Source organism: Ruegeria sp. P10, from assembly GCF_056534925.1.
Map to the genome: position 1 here is coordinate 104,528 of NZ_JBQERJ010000003.1, position 18,054 is coordinate 122,581.

The following is an 18,054-nucleotide window of genomic DNA, read 5'->3' on the forward strand; positions in this document are numbered from 1 at the left end:
GTATTGTCTTATTTCTGAAAGGTCTGCGCGATGTTTGAAATCAAACTGGCAAACTGCGCCGGCGGCTGCACCTGACCTGTGACCCATTGATACAGGTCCTGATCGTTTTCGTGCAGCAGCGCGTCAAAGACATCCAGCCCGGCGGCATCCATATCGGCCAGGTTGCGATCGGCATAAGCGGAAAGGATGATGTCCATCTCTTTGATCCCGCGCCGCATGGATCGCATTTTCATTCGCTTGATGCGTACGTCCCGGGGTTCACTCAATTCTTCTGCTCCAGCATCAGACGCATTTTCTTTTCCAGTCGCGCCGCACGTTCAGCGCAAACCCGCATCTCTCCTCGGATGGCGCGCAATTCGGCCACCGCGGTCGACAGTTCCATTCCACCTTCGCCCTCTTCCACCGGGGCATCCATGCCTTCGCCCTCACCGGTCAGCAGCCACATGATCGAGACATTGACCAGCCCCGCCATCATCGACAACCGGTTCGCACGCGGCTCGGACAGATCGTTTTCCCAATCGACAATCGTCGTCTTCTTGACGCCAAGGCGGCGCGCCAGCTCTGCCTGGGTCATTCCGGCCGCTTCGCGCGCGCCTGCCAAACGGTCCCCGAATGTCGCAGACTCAGGTCCATACCAGTCATTTTCATCATTCATCGGGGTCTCCAATTCACTTTGTCCATACGGCTTGATCGTCATTCCGGCGCACCCTATGACAGTCGGGTTGAACATACAAACCGAGGCCATCCATGAGTTTCCTGTCTGCGACACTGTCACGCGTCAAACCATCGCCCACGATCGCCATGACAGCCAAGGCCGCCGAGTTGAAAGTTGCCGGGCGCGACGTGATCGGCCTGAGCGCGGGTGAGCCGGATTTCGACACCCCGCAAAACATCAAGGACGCCGCTGTTGCAGCGATTGCAGCCGGAAAAACCAAGTACACCGCACCGGACGGCATTCCGGAACTGAAGCAGGCGGTTTGCGCCAAGATGAAGCGCGATCATGGGCTTGACTACACGCCCGCGCAGATCTCGGTTGGAACGGGCGGCAAGCAGACGCTGTACAACGCCTTGATGGCAACAATGAATGATGGTGATGAGGTGATCATCCCCGCGCCATATTGGGTAAGCTACCCCGACATGGTTTTGCTGGCAGGTGGAAAGCCTGTTGTTGTTGAAACGACGCTGGCCAACAGCTTCAAGCTGACGGCAGAACAACTGGAAGCCGCCATCACCCCAAGGACAAAGTGGTTCATCTTCAACTCGCCCTCGAACCCGACAGGCGCAGGGTACAGCCGGGATGAGCTCAAGGCCCTCACCGATGTTCTGATGCGCCATCCGCATGTCTGGATCATGTCGGACGACATGTATGAACACCTGGCCTATGACGGATTTGAATTCTGCACGCCTGCCGAGGTGGAGCCCGGCCTGTATGACAGGACGCTTACCTGCAACGGTGTTTCGAAAGCCTACGCCATGACCGGCTGGCGCATCGGTTATGCTGCCGGTCCGGTCGAACTTATCTCGGCGATGCGCAAGATCCAGTCGCAATCCACCTCGAACCCCTGCTCGATCAGCCAGTGGGCGGCGGTGGAAGCGCTGAACGGAACACAGGATTTTCTGGCCCCGAACAATGAAACGTTCAAACGCCGCCGTGATCTGGTGGTGCGGATGTTGGACGAGATTGACGGCATAACCTGCCCGACACCCGAGGGCGCGTTTTATGTCTACCCCTCGATCGCCGGGTTGATTGGCAAAACAACACCCGCGGGAACCGTCATCGAAAACGATGAAGCCTTTGCCACGGCCCTGCTGGAAGAGGCGGATGTCGCCGTCGTGTTTGGCGCGGCCTTCGGCCTGTCACCCAACTTCCGGGTCAGCTATGCGACGTCCGACGCAGCCCTGACCGAAGCCTGCGCTCGTATACAGCGCTTTTGTGCATCGCTGAGGTAAACATGTCTGCCGACCTGCCCGAATACTATTTTCGCATCCGTGAAAACGGGGCCGCGGTGTTTCGGATCGATACGGAAAACCGCCAGCGCCGGATCGAGATGGACCAGATCGCCGTCATCAACATCCGCAACGGTGAGGTCAAGCCACACGGGCAACGGGTTTTGTCCGAACGGGATCAGGCAGAGATCGCCCAATGGATGGACGAGCGCCGGGCCATATTGGCCCAGCGCGACATTGACGACATTCACCGCGCTGTCGACTATTTGAACCTGACAACGCAATGGGCGCAGTCCAAGGCAAGCGACGAACAGCTTGAGGATGTAACCGACAGATTGCTGATGGCGATGCACGATCTGCGCACGGTTCTGGTTCGGAAAAAAGCCGACCGGTTGAGCAAAGACTAGGCCGGTTCCGCCGGCGCCTGCATCTGCCGCACCGAATGCATCCAGAACCGGGCCATCAGCAGCACCGCCGCGAATGCCAGGCCAAGCACCAGCCCCAGCCAGACACCGATGCCGTCCATCTGACGGACGAAGCCGAAATAGTAGGACGCCGGAATTCCCACCACCCAATAGCTGAGCGCCGCCATAACCATCGGTATCTTGGCATCCTGCAAACCACGCAGCAGTCCCAGCGCAATCACCTGCGCCCCGTCGACCAGTTGGAACAGGGCAGCCATGGCCAGCAATCCTGTCCCGATAGCCAGAATTTGTCCGCGCTGCGGATCATCGGCCTCCATGAACAGGGAAATCAGCGGCTCGGCATATGTCAGGAACAGGATGACGGTCACGACGGACATGACCAGCGACATGCCTGTCACGGCAATCGCACCTTTCTCCAGATGCGCCTTGTCACGGCGGCCCAACGCGTTGCCGGCCCGGATGGTGGCCGCATTTGACAGCCCCAGATGCACCATGAATGTGGCCGACGCCAAATTCAGGGCGATCCCGTGCGCGGCTAGCGGGACCTGACCCAACCAGCCCATCATCACGGCGGATGTTGCAAACAGCGACACCTCGGCCAGGGTTGTCAGGCCAATGGGCACGCCCAGTTTCCACACGCTGATGAACATTTCCCAATCCGGACGCCAGAAGCGCTGGAACAGGCTGTGTTCCGGCAAGGTCCGGACGACATAGACGACAACCGCGACCAGTGAAACGACCTGTGTCGCGATCGAAGCGATCGCAGCGCCCATCACACCCAGTTCCGGCGCGCCCCAGTTGCCAAAGATCAGCGCATAGTTGGTAAACCCGTTCACAACCGCCGCCGTAACCGTGATCCACAGCACGATCTGGGTTCGCTCCAGGGCCGCAAGGTAGGATTTCAACACCATAACGATGAGAGCCGGAAACAATCCCCAACCGGCAATGCGCAAATATTCCGACGCGGTTTCAGCGATATGCGTCTCTTGTTTCATGGCGATCAGGATCGGATAGGACCACCACAACAACGGCATGACCACCGCAGCGTATAGCAGTGACAACCACAGCCCCATGCGGGTCGAGCGGCGAATGCTGGTTTCGTCCCCTTCTGCCGCTGCGGTGGCAACCATCGGCATGACAGCCCAGCCAAACCCCGCACCAAACAAAAACAGAACGAAATAATAGCTGCTGGCCAGGGTAACCGCTGCCAGCGCCTCGACCCCGTACCAGCCCAGCATGACGGTGTCGGTCAGGCCGATGGCAAACTGCGCCAGATGGCCGCCGATCAACGGCAGGCCAAGCACGGCAATTGCCCGAAAGTGGGCCGGATATGTCATCACTTTTGTCATCGCACCAGCCATATGCGCGGGCTTGGCGCGAGACAAGAGATGATCGCTAAAATGTCAACATGATACCTCGGTGCCCGCTTGCACGGTCCAGGCGGGCACCGGCGTGATTAACGAGCGTCCGGATGCAGTGTCGTACCCAGAATATGCTCGGAGCGGTGAATCACGTGATGCGCCTGCCCCACGATCAACGGATCGGGTTCACCCACAATGTCGTGATCCTTGCCCGGATAGTCCAGCGTCGACAGGAAATGGCGCATACAATTCAGCCGCGCGCGTTTTTTGTCATTCGACTTGATGATCGTCCACGGCGCGTCCGCGGTATCGGTGTAAAAGAACATGGCCTCTTTAGCTTCGGTGTAATCGTCCCACTTGCTGAGGCTGGCCTTGTCAATTGGTGACAATTTCCACTGTTTCAGAGGATCCGTCTCGCGACTTTTGAAACGACGCTGCTGTTCTTCCTGCGTGACCGAGAACCAGTATTTGTAAAGCTGGATGCCCGAACGTACCAGCATCCGCTCCAACTCTGGCGTCTGCCGCATGAACTCCAGATATTCATTGGGAGAGCAGAAGCCCATCACCCGCTCGACACCTGCGCGGTTGTACCAGGACCGGTCGTAGAACACCATTTCGCCAACCGTTGGCAGTTCCTGAACATAGCGCTGATAATACCACTGCCCCTTTTCCTCCCAAGTGGGTTTATTCAAGGCCACGACCCTGGCCTGACGCGGATTGAGGTGCTCCATGAAGCGCTTTATCGTACCGCCCTTGCCGGCAGCATCGCGCCCTTCGAACAGCAGAACGAAACGCTGCCCGGTTTCCTGCGCCCACAACTGAACCTTCAGCAACTCTGCCTGAAGCTTGGCCTTCTGTTCTTCGTACACCGACCGCGCCATCTTGCGGCCATAGGGGTACTTGCCGCTTTCAAACGCCTGCCGGATCTTTTCAGGGCTGGGCTCTGCGACGTCTGCAACCGGCGTCGGCCCGGTCTTGACCTGAGTTGAATTTGTTTCGACCCGAGCAATGGCTTCCATGAAATCTTTCCTTTTCTGTTGTCCCGGAAAGGAGCTAGCAGAAAGGCCATGGATGCGCTTTGATTGGGGTCAAATTGATGCCTCAAAAACCCACAAATTCCGCACTGGATACAAGGGTCCGATACAAACGTCGTTTTTCAAGCTATGCCCGAGCGGCCCTTGCCTGAATCCTCAATTGGATCGTCTAATCGACCTCGGCCAACATGGCCAAAGCTGGCGCCCGTTTGGCGCACCGGATCGCTGATCCCCTTGTTTCAGGCTTCATCTATGCCCCCAATCGTCAGGGTTGTCAGAGTTGTTGGGCGACAGACCCAACTCGTCGCCTTCTGTCGAGCATCCCAGCCCCAGAACCGTGCGGTTCGCATAAGAGAAGTAGGAACAGACCTGATTGATCTCGAGGATTTCTCCATCATCCCACCCTGCCGTACGCAGCGCGATCACATCCGCTTCGACCAGATCGCCCGGATCCTCGGTCAGTTTGCGCGCATAGGTCATGGCCGCCACCTGCGCTGCATCCAATGGCGCGGCGGCCGGATCACGGGCTTCGATCGCCGCCCGGATCGCGTTTCCCCGTTCTTCGTTGGCCAGCAACCGCTGCAACCCTGCGAAATGGTGTTCGACGCAATATCCGCATCGGTTCAGAGAGCTGACCCACACGCCCAGCACCTCAAGAAACCATTTCGGTATCTTGTTGCCCGAGTGATGCAGCACCGCCTTGTAGATCGCCATGTGCCCTTCCATCGAATGTGGGCGCAACGAATGCGCCATCATGATATTGTCCACATTGTTGCCCGGGCCCGTGACGCGGTCATAGAGTTTCTTCAGCCTGCCTGTGGCTTGCTCGAAGGGGATGGTTCTGATCCAGCTCATTTGGCTTCCTGTTGACGTGATTGCCTGTCGTTCAGAGACTAAAAGCGCTTTGAGCCCGAGGCGAGACGAATTCGACACCCCGTCAGAAAGAACCCGAACCAGCGCAGACCGCAATTTGAACATCGGCCCGGTTTTCCGAAACACCTGCACGGCCTGTCCAGTCAAAGCCGTCCGAGCATTCGTCCTCAACCACCAGCTGTTCGGCAACCCGGTCAGATTGGGCTAGACGCCCTCTATCTCCATGGTGCGGAACTCATTCTTCAGCCAATTGTGCCGGGCACACATCGGTCTTGTGAAATGCTGACGTATCAATTTGCTCATGGCCTTCTGGATCAGCTCCGACGTCGTTGCCGGGTATACTTCGGTTGTAAACAGCGACACTGTGCGAACGAAGTTGCTGCCGGGAAAGGGCATGGCCTTTACCCTGTTGTGAAACCTCTGCGTTCGGTGAAAGCACGCCGCGGTCGTGATTGCCCAGCCACTGCCCTGCGCGACCAGGCCGATGATGGATTGGTTGCACTCCAGTTCAAACCGGTTGGGCAGGCTGAACTTGCTTCGGGCCAGTTGAGTTTCAATCTGCTTGCCGATCACATAGTCACGCGAATACCTCAACAATGGCAAATCGGCATCCGGGTTGAACAGCTCGTCCGGGGATCCTTCGAACTTGTTGGGAACCACGACGATGAAGGGGTCTCTCATCAACGGGTATTCGATCAGCCCCTCGGTACGACCCAGCGGTCGTGTGGCGACGCCCACGTCAAGCTTGTGTTCCTGAAGTTTGGCAAGAATTTCGTGGCTTGGGCGCGTGAAATGGCGGAAATTGCACCGTGGCAGAGCCTGCGCCAGAAAACGAACAAGGTCGGGCGCGATCTGGTTGTCGAAGTCATCGATCAAAGCCAGCCGCAGATCCGTCGCATGCTGCCAGTTTCCCGTTCGTATCTCAGCCTCACCGCGCTTCAGCACAGTCAGACCCTCACGCACATAGCGGGCAAACACCTCGCCCGCCGGCGTCAGGCCCATCGGGCGACGCCCATGGTCGACCAATTCAATCCCCAACGCGCGTTCAAGGCTGCGCAGGTGGTTCGAAACCGTGCTGATTGACAAGTCTGTTTCTGATGCGACTTGCTGAATCGATCCGGATTTGGCGATCAACTGAAACACTTCCAGCCATCGAAGACTCAGAGATTTGGACACGGCAACCGACCATTGTTTCGATTTGTTCGAAACTAGCGAAGCAAAGTTTTGCCCATGCGGCAATGAAGAAGTTGATCAAAACGGTCGATTCTAGGCTTTCATTCGCATAAAATCCGGGTCGTACGGGCTTGGGCTGATAACCGTCGCACCAATCCGTTTCCCGCAGTTGTCCAGCTCCATTTCGCGGCCAAGCTGCGCCAGGGATGGATGAATGAAAGCGTGCGCCAGATTCAGCTCCGTGCGATACCCCCATCCGCCCGACGTGATGGTGCCAACGACAGTATCATCCTGCATCAGTGATGCGCCGGGATGCGCCGGGCCAAGGGTTGAATCGATGCGCAAGGGGACCAGCTTGCGTCGTTGTCCTTCGGACTTCCGTCTCAACAGGGCATCACGCCCCACGAAGACGCCCTTGTCCAGTCGGACAAACCGATCCAGCCCGGTTTCAAAAGGATCAAATTCGGTGATCAGATCGGCTTTCCAGTGCAAAAAGCTCTTCTCCATGCGCATGGATTCAACGGCCCTGGCACCGAACAGTTTCAACCCGTACGTTTCGCCGACCTCGCGCAAGGCAAGATAGGCCGCATAGAGCGAGGCATTTGGAACATGGATTTCATAGGCCAGCTCGCCCGAGTAACTCAGGTTCATGACCGTCGCCGGAGCAATACCGACAAAGCACTCGCGCACGCTGAGCCACGGGAACGCATCTGCCGACCAATCTCCTCTGGCGCAGGCTGACAAGACAGAACGCGACTTCGGGCCAGCCAGAACCAGAATGGTTTGATCATTTGTCAGACTGCGCAACTGAACGTCCTCATCGCTGCGCAGATGCAGGCGCAACCAATCCATGTCGTGAAACTCGCTTGCCGCCGCGGAACCATACCAAACGCGGGCCGCCCCCCTGTGGTTGGCGGGCAGATTGGCAATCGTCGCCTCTGCCTTGATCATACCCTGGTCGTTCAACAGGTATCCCAACCCGACACGCCCCTCACGCCGAGGAACAAGCCCGCAAAACAATCGATCCAGGAATGCATGCCTGTCCGGTCCCGTGATCTCGATGCGGTTGAACCCGTTTACCTCTGCAAGCCCGACGCCGGTTCGAATGCTTTCCACTTCGGCGGCCACCAAATCGAAGGTTTCGTCAAAATCGAAACTGAGCGTTGGCGAGAAATCGGGATCGGGTTTGAAATAGTCCACCCTTTCCCATCCGTTGACCACAGTGAATTCGGCCCCTTCGGATGCCAGAACAGGCGTCAGAGGGGTCGTTTTGGCGGGTCGGCCCGCGGGGCGATGTTCATGCGGAAAGTGGAACCTGAATTCGTTCTGATAATCTTCAATCGCCTTGAGCGCGGTGAGTTCCACATTGGCATGACCCGAAAACCTCCGCGGGTCGAGGCACCACGTGTCATAACATGCATCGCCATGCACGATCTGCTGTGCCAGCAACCACCCGTGACCGCCACCTTCACCCAGCCCGGCCCGCAGCCCAATGATGCAGTACGCGTTGCGCTTGCCCGGGATCGGACCAACCAATGGGGCGCCATCAATGGTATAGGTGATCGGCCCGTTGACCACGGTGTGAATACCAACCTCCATCAAGGCGGGCATGCGCGCAAAGGCCCCTTCCAGCACATCGGTCACGCGGTCCAGATCATCCGGGCACAATGCGTTCACGAAGTTCGGATCAATCCCGTCCATACCCCAAGTTTTGCACCCCTGCTCGTAGAACCCTAGCAACAGGCCGTTCTTTTCCTGCCGGCAATAGTAATCGCTGATCGGGCAGCGCAGCAGCGGCATCCGGTGTCCGGCATCCCGGATGGCCTCGATTTCTTCGGTCAGGAAATACTGATGTTCCATGGACGACACGGGATGATGAACACCCATCATGGCGCCGACCTCGTTGACCCTGTAGCCGCAGGCGTTGACGACGACATCACAGTCGATATCCCCGTGCTCGGTATGCACGGTCCAGGTGTCATCGCTGTGCTGTGTCAGCGCGGTCACCGGCGTATTTCGATACACCTCGGCGCCCGCCTTGCGTGCCCGGCGCGCAAGGGACTGGCACAATTGCGCCGGATCGATGTCGCCGTCCAGCGGATCCCAAAGCCCACCGATGAGATTGTCCGTCGAAATCAACGGGTGTCTCCGGGCACATTCATCCGCGTCTATCACCTCGAAATGTACGTCCATCCCCCGCGCCATGGACGCAAAGTGACGATAGCCCTGCATCTGCCCTTCGGTGTTGGCCAGACGGATCCCACCGTCTGCGTGATGATAGTTGATCGGGTAATCCGGATCGTCAGCCAGCTCCTTGTACAGACGGATCGAATGCGATTTCAGGCCGACGATCGTCTGGTTCATGCCGAAATTGGTGACCTGCGCCGCCGAATGCCAAGTCGTGCCCGAGGTCAGTTCATTCCGTTCGACCAAAACCACGTCGGTCCACCCTTCCCGGGTCAGGTGGTAGAGCGTCGAACATCCGGCGATCCCGCCCCCTATCACAACGGCTCTGGTACGCGACTTCATGGCATTGCTCCTTCAACTTCGGCACCAGTCTTGCTGAATAACGGGATGCGCAGACAACAGGGTAGATACGGGTGCCGGAAAATCGAAACCGCGATTTCGGATTCTGAAAACGGCACTTCTTCTTTGATACCGGGACAACTTGGGTCCTACGGTGCAGGAAAACGCTAGGTGACGAAAACACATGCCATCCGACAGCATCAAACGAAGCGGACGCAAAGCACGGCATGCACAGCGTGCGGCCAAGCCCGTCATTGATCCTTGCCCCCCCGGTCAGAAAGGCGGGGCATTCAAGCCCTTGAGCATATCGGAAATCGAGAAGATCTATGACACGGCGCTGCGTTTGCTGGAAAAGCTGGGGATGGGAGACGTGCCGGACAGGCTGGCGATCGACCTCAGGGCGGCGGGTGCCCAGGATCGGGAACAGAACCGGCTGGTTTTTCCCCGTTCAATGGTCAAACAGGCCATCGCCTCGGCCGCGAAGAGCTTTACCTTTCATGGCCGGGATGAAAAACGATCCATCGAGGTGGGTGGCGACCGCGTGTATTTTGGCACCGGCGGTGCTGCGGTTCAGACCCTTGATATCAACAGTGGGCTTTATCGCCCCTCCACCCTGGCCGATCTGCATGATTTCACCCGGCTACAGGACACGCTGGCCAATGTCAGTTGGTTCACCCGATGCTGCGTGGCAACCGATGTCCCGGATGTGTTCGATCTGGACGTCAACACCGTTTACGCTTTGGTACGCAACACAACCAAGCCAATGGCAACGTCTTTCACGTTGGCGGAACATGTCGGCCCGATCGTCGAGATGCTGGACATCGTCGCCGGAGGGGCCGGGGAATTCGCCAAACGCCCCTTCCTCAAAGCGCATATAAGTCCGATCATTTCACCAATGCGATACGGCGAGGATGCCGTGGATGTGGTTTATGAATGCATCGCCCATAACATGCCGATGTCCTGCATCACGGCCGCGCAGGCGGGCGCAACCGCCCCGGCAACTCTGGCCGGATTTCTGGCGCAGTCACTGGCCGAAACGCTGGCCAGTCTCGTGATGGTCAATGCGATCAAACCCGGCTTTCCGATGGTCTTTTCCAACTGGCCCTTCATCGTAGATCTCAGGACCGGCTCTTTCGCAGGGGGCAGCGGTGAGACCGCAATCCTGAATGCGGCGTCGGCGCAAATCACGAACTGGCTGGGTTTGCCGTCGGGTGTGGCCGCCTCGATGGCGGATGCCAAGGCCATCGACGCCCAGCATGGGGCAGAAAAAGGCATCACATCGCTGGCGGCAGCGCTGGCAGGAGGCAATCTGATCTATGAAAGCTCGGGCATGACGGCATCTCTGCTCGGGGTCAGCTTCGAGGCCTTCGTTCTCGACAACGAAATGCACTCGCACACGTATCGCGTCTTGCGCGGGATCGAGGTCACCGAAGCCAATCTTGGCTTTGACGCCATATGCCATTCGGTTTTGGGCGATGGGCATTTTCTGGGCAGCGAGCAAACCTATGAAGCCATGGAACGAGACTATTTCTATCCGAAACTCGCCGATCGTCAGGAGCCCCGCACCTGGCAAACCGATGGCGCGATGGATGCGTGGTCATCCGCACGGCGCGCCGCTCAAGAGGTGTTGCGCACGCATTACCCCGAATATCTCACCCCGGAACAAGACGCCGAAATCCGCCGGCGTTTTCATATCCTGTCTTGAAGAGCCACGGGCATTTCCTGCCTGGTCCTGAACCGTTAGGGTCGCTGAGGAAACTTGCAGAGGATGGGGCATCATGGCCGATTCATTTTTTCAACCGGTATCCGCCATGGAACTGGCCCGATTTGCCGGCATACCCGCATTCATGCGCCTGCCCATGTTGGATCTGGCGCACGAACGTATCTCGGAAGTCGAACTGGGCATCGTCGGTATCCCTTGGGACGGCGGAACCACCAATCGCCCCGGCGCCCGGCATGGTCCGCGGCAATTAAGAGATTATTCCACCATGATCAGGGCGATGAACCCGGTTACGGGTGTGGCACCGTTTTCAATGGTGAACTGCGCAGATCTAGGAGACGTCGCCCCCAATCCCGTCGACATAGAAGACACGCTGGATCGGGTCACGCGTTTCTACACTGATCTTCGAACCCGCAACATCACACCATTGACCGCAGGAGGGGATCACCTGACCACCCTGCCCGTCCTGCGAGCCCTGGCCGCTTCAGGTCCTGTTGGTCTGATCCAGTTCGACAGTCACACCGACTTGTTCGACACTTATTTCGGAGGTCACAAATTCACCCACGGCACCCCGTTCCGCCGCGCGGTCGAGGAAAGATTGGTGGACCCGAAGCGTTTTGTACAAGTCGGAATCCGTGGCACGGCCTACAACACTGAAGATATCGAATGGGGCGAGGCGCAGGGCATCCGCATCATTCGCGTCGAAGAGCTGTTCGACCGGGGCATAGACGACGTCATGAACGAGGTACGCGATATCGTCGGCATGCAGCCGACCTATTGCACCTATGACATCGACTTTGTCGATCCAACTTACGCCCCCGGCACGGGAACACCTGAAATCGGCGGGCCCAACAGCTTTCAGGCCCAGCAGGTCATTCGCAGGATGTCCGGCCTGAACCTTGTTGGCGCCGATCTTGTCGAAGTGTCACCGCCGTTCGACCCCCAAGGTGGAACGGCATGGCTTGGCATTTCGCTGATGTTCGAGTTGCTTTGCGTTCTGGCACAGGCGATCGACGCGCGGCGCTAGGCCCGCGCGACGTTCTCGGCGATCATCGAAATCATCTCGAACATGACCGCCGCTGCGGTCAGCGCGGTGATATTGTTCGGGCTGTCCTTGGTGGGCATCATGCACACGACATCGCCGCCAACAATGTTCAGACCGCGTGCGGCGCGCAGAATGCCGACCGCCTCGTCAATATCGAACCCTTTCTCTCCGGGCTCTAGGTTTGACACTGCCGGGGCGACGGTCGGATCGAGGCAATCCAGATCGAAGGTGATGTAAACCGGGCGGTCACCCAAAACCTCTTTGGTCTGCGCCACGACGTCCTGCAATCCGCGCTGTCTGAATTCTCGCATGGTGACGATGTTGTACCCGTAATCGTAAGACGGTTGCAGCCAGTCCAGACTGCGTGGATGGCCCCGCAGACCGATCTGCATCGACCGGGTTGGATCCACCTGCCCCTGATCGGCCAGATAGGCCCCCCAGTGGGCCGCAGATTTCTTGGCCCCCAGAAAGTGATCAACCTTGGTAAAGACGTCCGTATGCGCATCCAGATGCAGAAAGCTGACCGGCTGCCCGCCTGCAAGCTTGCCGTTACCCAAAGCCTGAACAATGCCACCGGTGATGGAATGGTCGCCCCCGACGGAAACGGCGCGCGCTCCGGCCATGTCTATGGTCTTGTAGAATTCAGTGATGCGTTCGATGCAGTCTTCGTTGTCGTTGGCCTTTGGAAAGGGCACATCACCAACATCGGCGATCCGCGCACTCTGCCAGGGATCAATTTCAAAGACCGAGTGCACCCGGCGTTGTACGGCCGAGACATGCCGCAACGCGCGTGGCCCCAGGTGCTGGTCCCGTTCGGTCGTGCCGTTGCCCGTAGAATGCGGCACGCCGGCCAGCGCAATATCCTGCCCTTCGGGCCCGACATTGGGACACCGGAACAATGTGGGCACGCCCCACCAATACAGGTTGTCCATCATCGATTGTTCATACGGATCTGTCATGGTTTCCTCGGATCAAAGAAAAGCGCCCCCGATCAGAACCGGGGGCGTTTGCGCTCAGAGTTTTTCGTCTTCCCGCCGGAATGCGCCCTGCACGATCCGGTCCATGACCATGGCAAGGAACAGGATCGCAAAGCCCCCCAGAAGGCCCGGCCCCTTGGCCGCGTATTGCAGCGCCTCGAGGATTTCCTTTCCCAAACCGCCACCGCCAATCAGCGAGATGATGACGACCATGGACAGGCACATCAGGATCGTCTGGTTCACACCAGTCATGATCGATGGCAGCGCCAGCGGGATTTCAACATCCTTCAACAGTTGCCATTTCGACGCGCCAAAGGCGACGGCTGCTTCTTTGATGCTTTCAGGCACCCCGCGCATGCCCAGTGCCGTCAGGCGGATCACCGGCGGCATGCCAAAGATGATCGTGGCCAGAATCCCCGGCGGGTTGCCGGTGCCGAAGAAGGCGATGATCGGGATAAGGTAAACAAAGGCGGGAAGCGTCTGCATCAGGTCCAGAACCGGTTCCGCCGCGCGATACGCGCGCTGCGATTTGCCGAACCAGATACCCAGTGGAATGCCGAAAACGACGCAAAGCAGCACCGCCGCACCGACCAGAGCAACCGTTTCCATCGCCACGTCCCAATACCCCAGCAATGCGATATAAGCCAGAGAAGACGCGGTGAAGATGGCAACCCTTGGTCCTGCCGCACGCCAGGCCGTCACACAGATGACCAGCATGACCACCGGCCAGGGCGACCCGATCAGTGCAATCGTCAGCGCATCAAGCACCGATCGCACGCCCGCCACGATCCCGTCAAAGATGTCGCCGCCTGCCGCCGCCGCGGCATCAATCTTGGCCTCCATCCAGTTTGCCAGGCTCGAAAACAGCGTGCCGTTGCCTTCGCCAAGAAATATCGCAGACACTTGCTGTTCCGGGAACGCGTCCAACAATGGAAGGGATGCGTTCACGGTGAACTTGTACACAATCAAAGGTCCGATTGCTGCGACAAGGATCGCACCCATGACAATATTACGGGTCGAACGCCCGCTTTCCGTGCTGTCCGGATCGATACGCCAGTTCGAGTACTGTTTTTCGTAGACGCGGTCGGCATAGAACCCTTGAACCAATTTGAATACCAGCAACATCAACAACCCGGTAATCAGGATTCCTGCCGCCTCGGACTGAGCAGCGGCGGCCCTTTCCAGACTTGTGGCCGCTGCTTTTTGTATGTTCTCGGCCAGTTTGGTGAAACGATCGATATCGGCCTGTTCCGTGGCATCCGCTGCGCGCGCCAACAGTTCGGCCGCACGTTCCTGCTGACGCGCAGCGCGCTCGGCGAAATCCGCGCCGGGATTGCCCCACGCGCCCCTGCCGATCTGGACCCACGCGATGATCTCAAGGATCAGAAAGGTCCAGAACATGCCCCAAATGGCGCGTGACGCAGACCAGAATGGCCCCAGCACCGCGGCCCACGTGTTGAACGTGTTGGGAATCGCGCTGGTCGCATCATGAATCTTGTGGAACGCATTGACATAGTAGTCACCGTTCGGACCCGCGAACTCTTTGATGGAAAGGTCCAAGGCCTCGCGATCGACCTCGATATCAGAGGCGGCCGTTACTTTCATCTCTGTTCCAGCATCAGTCATTTTTGCCCCCCTGGATACCGCGCAACAGGCGCGGCTTGGTCACGACACCCACATCGATACCCGCATCCGTGATGACGACCGGCAGATCAGAATTCACGGCCAGGTCGATCAGCTGATCCAGATCCGCGCCCTCGTCGGCTCGGGGCGCACCGTCAAGTGGCCCTGAATAACTGTCCAAAGGCTCCATGATGGAATGCGCCTTGACCAGTTTGAGTTTTGAGATGCCCTGAACAAATTCGCGCACGTAATCGTCGGACGGGTTCATGACGATGTCTTCGGGGGTTCCGATCTGTACGATGACGCCATCCTTCATGATCGCAATCCGGTGGCCGATCCGAATGGCTTCGTCCAGATCGTGGGTGATGAACAGCGTGGTCTTTTTGAGCTGCGCCACAAGTGCTTTGAACTGGTCCTGCAACTGCAGGCGGATCAGCGGATCGAGCGCAGAAAATGGTTCATCCATCAACAGGATTTCCGGGTCCGAGGCCAGCGCCCGCGCGATCCCCACGCGTTGCTGCATCCCGCCCGAAAGCTCTTTGGGCAGGCGGTCCTCGTAACCTGTCAGATTCACCAGGCTCAGCGCGTGATCCGAGACGGCCCAGCGCTTTGACTTGGACACCTTTCGGATCTCCAATGGATAGGCCACATTATCGCGCACGGAACGATGCGGCATCAGCGCCATGTGCTGAAAGACCATCCCGATTTGCTGGGCGCGAATGCGGCGCAACTCGGATTCCGACAGTTTCGAAACATCGTGACCCAGAATCTCGATCCGACCCGCCGTGGGTTCGATCAATCGATTCACATGTCGCACCAATGTGGACTTGCCCGAGCCGGACAGCCCCATGATACAGAAAATCTCCCCCCTCGGCACTTCGAACGTGGCGCCCTGAACGCCGACAACACAGTTGAACCGCTCCAGAACCTCCGGCTTGCCTATGCCTTCGTTTCTGACCGCTTCCATTGCCTCTTCGGCACGCGAGCCGAAGATCTTCCAAACGTTTTCTAATTTTACGACAGGTTCGTCCATTTATCTCCCACAGGGCGATGCCCTGCCCGACAGAAAAAGGCCGCCGCGGTTTTGCGCGACGGCCCAAAGAGTGGTGATTTAGTTGGTCAGCCAGCCGATGACGGTGTCTTCATTCGCAGCCACCCATTCCTTGGCGAAATCCGCAGCTTCGATGTTGTCGACGGCCAGCGCCTTACCCATCGCGCTCAGATCGTCGCCTGTCATCTGGTAGTTGTTGAACAGGGCGGCCACTTCGGGATAGCTCTCTTCCAGTTCCTTGGCGTAGTGCAAGTGAAGCGTTGCTCCGTTCCAGGCCGAGGACGCCTCGGACTTGGACAACCAATCCGGATCATCCGTGGGCTGAACGATTGTCCAGGTGGCCGGATCATGAGGCGGTTCTTCCAGAACCGTCAAATCCTGTGTCACGAAGATATAGTGGGGGCTGTAGCAAAACCCGATCCACGGGTCGCCCGCTTTGGTCGCATTTGCCAGATTGGCATAGGCGATGGTTTCCTCGTATTCCGTCAAATCGAAGATCTGGTCATAGCCATAGGACTTGGCCCGGATCTTCTCGACAACGGTCGACGCCCAACCCGGCGCACCGATCCATACCTCGGGTGTTCCGTTGCCATCGGTATCGAAAATCGCAACCTTGTCGGGGTCGCTCAGGTCATCGATCGATTTGATGTCGTACTGTTCCGCGATATAGGTCGGCACGCACATGCCCTGTTCCGCCTGAACCGGGTTTTGGTTCATGACGACGGTGCCGTTTTCCTTGACATAGGTATCGTGAAGGTTTTGCTGATTGGGCATCCACACTTCCGGATGGACATGCATCGAACCGCTGTCCATGGCCTCGAAGACAATCGGGTTGGTGCCGTTTTGCAATTCCACGTCCAGGCCGAGGTTCTCTTCGATCACGACCTCAAGAATATGTGCCGTGGCGTTCACCGAGGCCCAGTTGGGCACACCGATCACGATATCCGCGGCCATGACCGGCCCGGCAATCGCGAAAGACGCGCTTCCAAGTAGCGTTGCAGTTTTTTTCATCTGATATCTCCGTGTTGGGTCGTTTCCGCGCTTGTTTTTCTCACCCTCTCGGGTAGTGGTGCGCTAAGTTTTTTTGTGTGGAAAGGCCGTGCCTTTCGGGTTTTTTTGGGCCAGCAAAATCACAGGCTTACATGGCTCCAAAAGTGAAGCATGCGGATGCGCTGCCCTTCAAGGAATACGTTTTTATACCTCTTGAATGCGGTATTTTCGCAAGTTTGTTTCGACTTCCTGCAATTCAACATTGCCCCTCCGAAACCTCAGAATCCGAAAATTCCCGCTGGTTTCTTGAGCACCGAAATGCCCCGTGCAGAAGGCACAACCAGTTTCGAAACGGGTGGTGAAGCTGTCCTTTCGCACGAAGCAATTGATATCATTCAGATACTTAATGCGCCTGATCTTGCGTATCGCACCCGCCCCCAAAAAAGGCGTGGCACTTCTTCCCGGCAATTGCGTCACCTAACCGTGGAACCAAGCCACACTGACAAGAAACCGTTCAACACTCTGTGTAAGGTGTCGCCTATACCAACATTTCAGTTGGCATTTGCCTACCTACTGGTAGATAGTCATCCTTGCTGCAATCAAGGAAGAGAACTGACCCCATGGAAATCAATTCGGACTTCTCTGACCGCGTTGTCGTTCACTCGGACCAGCTGGAATGGCAGGCCTCACCCATGAAGGGTGTGGATCGCAGGATGCTGGACAGGATCGGAGGCGAGGTCGCACGGGCCACCACTATCGTACGTTATGCGCCGGGCAGTCATTTCTCTGCCCATACCCATACGGGTGGCGAGGAGTTCATTGTCCTTGACGGTGTATTTCAGGATGAACATGGTGACTATCCGGCGGGGACCTATGTACGCAACCCGCCAACCTCGCAACACACACCGGGGTCGGAACCGGGATGCACGATCTTCGTCAAGCTTTGGCAGTTCGACCTGAACGACCGAACCCAGTTTCGCAAAAACATGGTGGATGAGCTGCGCGCACCCGCAAACGGTATCGCCACCGCAGTCCTGCATGAGGATGCGCGCGAGATCGTGACCTACGCCCATCTGGACGCGGGCGCGACGCTGCGCTCGGACGCCCCCGGCGGGATCGAGGTTCTGATCATCGACGGGTCGGTCACCGAAGGCGGGGACGAACTGGTCAAAAACGATTGGCTGCGCCTGCCTGAAGGCCACAGCCTGACGGCCGTTGCTGGGCCGGACGGGGCCAAGATCTGGATGAAGACAGGCCACCTGCCTTACGCCCAACCGCCGGCGGTGTAACCGATGTCTGAACAAAACCC

The 18,054-nt window shown here is 57.9% G+C and carries 16 protein-coding genes; 5 read left to right on the forward strand and 11 right to left on the reverse strand.

Annotation, left to right across the window (positions count from 1 at the left end):
• Positions 1-8: 8 nt before the first annotated feature.
• Positions 9-233 (reverse strand): succinate dehydrogenase assembly factor 2, encoded by a 225-nt coding sequence (locus ACR0FB_RS06380; RefSeq protein WP_170344713.1) that lies wholly within the window; start codon positions 231-233, stop codon positions 9-11.
• Positions 234-262: 29 nt separating this feature from the next.
• On the reverse strand, positions 263-655 hold the full coding sequence (locus ACR0FB_RS06385; RefSeq protein WP_171631257.1) for a helix-turn-helix domain-containing protein: 393 nt from the start codon (positions 653-655) through the stop codon (positions 263-265).
• 92 nt (positions 656-747) lie between these two features.
• On the opposite strand from ACR0FB_RS06385, the gene ACR0FB_RS06390 reads away from it, so the two are divergent.
• Complete coding sequence (locus ACR0FB_RS06390) at positions 748-1,950, forward strand: pyridoxal phosphate-dependent aminotransferase (RefSeq protein ID WP_480488004.1); 1,203 nt, start codon at positions 748-750, stop codon at positions 1,948-1,950.
• 2 nt (positions 1,951-1,952) lie between these two features.
• Complete coding sequence (locus tag ACR0FB_RS06395; RefSeq protein WP_171631253.1) at positions 1,953-2,354, forward strand: hypothetical protein; 402 nt, start codon at positions 1,953-1,955, stop codon at positions 2,352-2,354.
• On the opposite strand, the gene ACR0FB_RS06400 is transcribed toward ACR0FB_RS06395, so the two are convergent.
• The 5 genes from ACR0FB_RS06400 to ACR0FB_RS06420 form a co-directional block, all read right to left on the reverse strand.
• Positions 2,351-3,721, reverse strand: coding sequence for an MATE family efflux transporter (locus ACR0FB_RS06400; RefSeq protein ID WP_480490542.1), 1,371 nt, complete (start codon positions 3,719-3,721; stop codon positions 2,351-2,353). The genes ACR0FB_RS06395 and ACR0FB_RS06400 overlap by 4 nt on opposite strands.
• A 107-nt stretch (positions 3,722-3,828) precedes the next feature.
• A complete protein-coding gene (gene ppk2, locus ACR0FB_RS06405; protein WP_480488007.1) occupies positions 3,829-4,752 on the reverse strand; it encodes a polyphosphate kinase 2 in 924 nt (307 codons plus the stop codon).
• Positions 4,753-5,013: 261 nt separating this feature from the next.
• Positions 5,014-5,622 carry a carboxymuconolactone decarboxylase family protein gene (locus ACR0FB_RS06410; protein ID WP_480619783.1) on the reverse strand — a complete coding sequence of 203 codons (609 nt, stop codon included), beginning with the start codon at positions 5,620-5,622 and terminating at the stop codon, positions 5,014-5,016.
• Between the two features lie 222 nt (positions 5,623-5,844).
• Positions 5,845-6,816 carry a LysR family transcriptional regulator gene (locus ACR0FB_RS06415; protein WP_480490543.1) on the reverse strand — a complete coding sequence of 324 codons (972 nt, stop codon included), beginning with the start codon at positions 6,814-6,816 and terminating at the stop codon, positions 5,845-5,847.
• Positions 6,817-6,906: 90 nt separating this feature from the next.
• Positions 6,907-9,342 (reverse strand): GcvT family protein, encoded by a 2,436-nt coding sequence (locus ACR0FB_RS06420; protein WP_480619784.1) that lies wholly within the window; start codon positions 9,340-9,342, stop codon positions 6,907-6,909.
• A gap of 181 nt (positions 9,343-9,523) precedes the next feature.
• Between ACR0FB_RS06420 and ACR0FB_RS06425 the strand changes: the two genes are divergently transcribed.
• Complete coding sequence (locus ACR0FB_RS06425) at positions 9,524-11,044, forward strand: trimethylamine methyltransferase family protein (protein WP_480619786.1); 1,521 nt, start codon at positions 9,524-9,526, stop codon at positions 11,042-11,044.
• Positions 11,045-11,117: 73 nt separating this feature from the next.
• Positions 11,118-12,086 carry an agmatinase gene (locus tag ACR0FB_RS06430; RefSeq protein ID WP_171722983.1) on the forward strand — a complete coding sequence of 323 codons (969 nt, stop codon included), beginning with the start codon at positions 11,118-11,120 and terminating at the stop codon, positions 12,084-12,086.
• On the opposite strand, the gene ACR0FB_RS06435 is transcribed toward ACR0FB_RS06430, so the two are convergent.
• From ACR0FB_RS06435 to ACR0FB_RS06450, 4 genes are all read right to left on the reverse strand, one after another.
• Complete coding sequence (locus ACR0FB_RS06435; RefSeq protein ID WP_480619788.1) at positions 12,083-13,063, reverse strand: arginase family protein; 981 nt, start codon at positions 13,061-13,063, stop codon at positions 12,083-12,085. The two genes, ACR0FB_RS06430 and ACR0FB_RS06435, sit on opposite strands and share 4 nt — an antisense overlap.
• Before the next feature lie 54 nt (positions 13,064-13,117).
• A complete protein-coding gene (locus ACR0FB_RS06440; RefSeq protein ID WP_480619790.1) occupies positions 13,118-14,707 on the reverse strand; it encodes an ABC transporter permease in 1,590 nt (529 codons plus the stop codon).
• Complete coding sequence (locus ACR0FB_RS06445; RefSeq protein WP_210092566.1) at positions 14,700-15,737, reverse strand: quaternary amine ABC transporter ATP-binding protein; 1,038 nt, start codon at positions 15,735-15,737, stop codon at positions 14,700-14,702. Before ACR0FB_RS06445 ends, ACR0FB_RS06440 begins: the two co-directional genes overlap by 8 nt.
• A gap of 78 nt (positions 15,738-15,815) precedes the next feature.
• The gene (locus tag ACR0FB_RS06450; RefSeq protein ID WP_245217962.1) at positions 15,816-16,766 is read right to left on the reverse strand and encodes an ABC transporter substrate-binding protein; all 951 of its coding nucleotides are present in this window, start codon (positions 16,764-16,766) and stop codon (positions 15,816-15,818) included.
• Positions 16,767-17,365: 599 nt separating this feature from the next.
• Here ACR0FB_RS06450 and ACR0FB_RS06455 point away from each other — a divergent pair.
• A complete protein-coding gene (locus tag ACR0FB_RS06455) occupies positions 17,366-18,034 on the forward strand; it encodes a cupin domain-containing protein (protein WP_480619792.1) in 669 nt (222 codons plus the stop codon).
• Positions 18,035-18,054 lie beyond the last annotated feature (20 nt).

What these genes read in the sequence shown, in the direction of transcription:
- ACR0FB_RS06380 (WP_170344713.1), bottom strand. Translation starts at nt 233, where the DNA reads ATGAAAATGCGATCCATGCGGCGCGGGATCAAAGAGATGGACATCATC.
- ACR0FB_RS06385 (WP_171631257.1), bottom strand. Translation starts at nt 655, where the DNA reads ATGAATGATGAAAATGACTGGTATGGACCTGAGTCTGCGACATTCGGG.
- ACR0FB_RS06390 (WP_480488004.1), top strand. Translation starts at nt 748, where the DNA reads ATGAGTTTCCTGTCTGCGACACTGTCACGCGTCAAACCATCGCCCACG.
- ACR0FB_RS06395 (WP_171631253.1), top strand. Translation starts at nt 1,953, where the DNA reads ATGTCTGCCGACCTGCCCGAATACTATTTTCGCATCCGTGAAAACGGG.
- ACR0FB_RS06400 (WP_480490542.1), bottom strand. Translation starts at nt 3,721, where the DNA reads ATGACAAAAGTGATGACATATCCGGCCCACTTTCGGGCAATTGCCGTG.
- ppk2 (WP_480488007.1), bottom strand. Translation starts at nt 4,752, where the DNA reads ATGGAAGCCATTGCTCGGGTCGAAACAAATTCAACTCAGGTCAAGACC.
- ACR0FB_RS06410 (WP_480619783.1), bottom strand. Translation starts at nt 5,622, where the DNA reads ATGAGCTGGATCAGAACCATCCCCTTCGAGCAAGCCACAGGCAGGCTG.
- ACR0FB_RS06420 (WP_480619784.1), bottom strand. Translation starts at nt 9,342, where the DNA reads ATGAAGTCGCGTACCAGAGCCGTTGTGATAGGGGGCGGGATCGCCGGA.
- ACR0FB_RS06425 (WP_480619786.1), top strand. Translation starts at nt 9,524, where the DNA reads ATGCCATCCGACAGCATCAAACGAAGCGGACGCAAAGCACGGCATGCA.
- ACR0FB_RS06430 (WP_171722983.1), top strand. Translation starts at nt 11,118, where the DNA reads ATGGCCGATTCATTTTTTCAACCGGTATCCGCCATGGAACTGGCCCGA.
- ACR0FB_RS06435 (WP_480619788.1), bottom strand. Translation starts at nt 13,063, where the DNA reads ATGACAGATCCGTATGAACAATCGATGATGGACAACCTGTATTGGTGG.
- ACR0FB_RS06440 (WP_480619790.1), bottom strand. Translation starts at nt 14,707, where the DNA reads ATGACTGATGCTGGAACAGAGATGAAAGTAACGGCCGCCTCTGATATC.
- ACR0FB_RS06445 (WP_210092566.1), bottom strand. Translation starts at nt 15,737, where the DNA reads ATGGACGAACCTGTCGTAAAATTAGAAAACGTTTGGAAGATCTTCGGC.
- ACR0FB_RS06450 (WP_245217962.1), bottom strand. Translation starts at nt 16,766, where the DNA reads ATGAAAAAAACTGCAACGCTACTTGGAAGCGCGTCTTTCGCGATTGCC.
- ACR0FB_RS06455 (WP_480619792.1), top strand. Translation starts at nt 17,366, where the DNA reads ATGGAAATCAATTCGGACTTCTCTGACCGCGTTGTCGTTCACTCGGAC.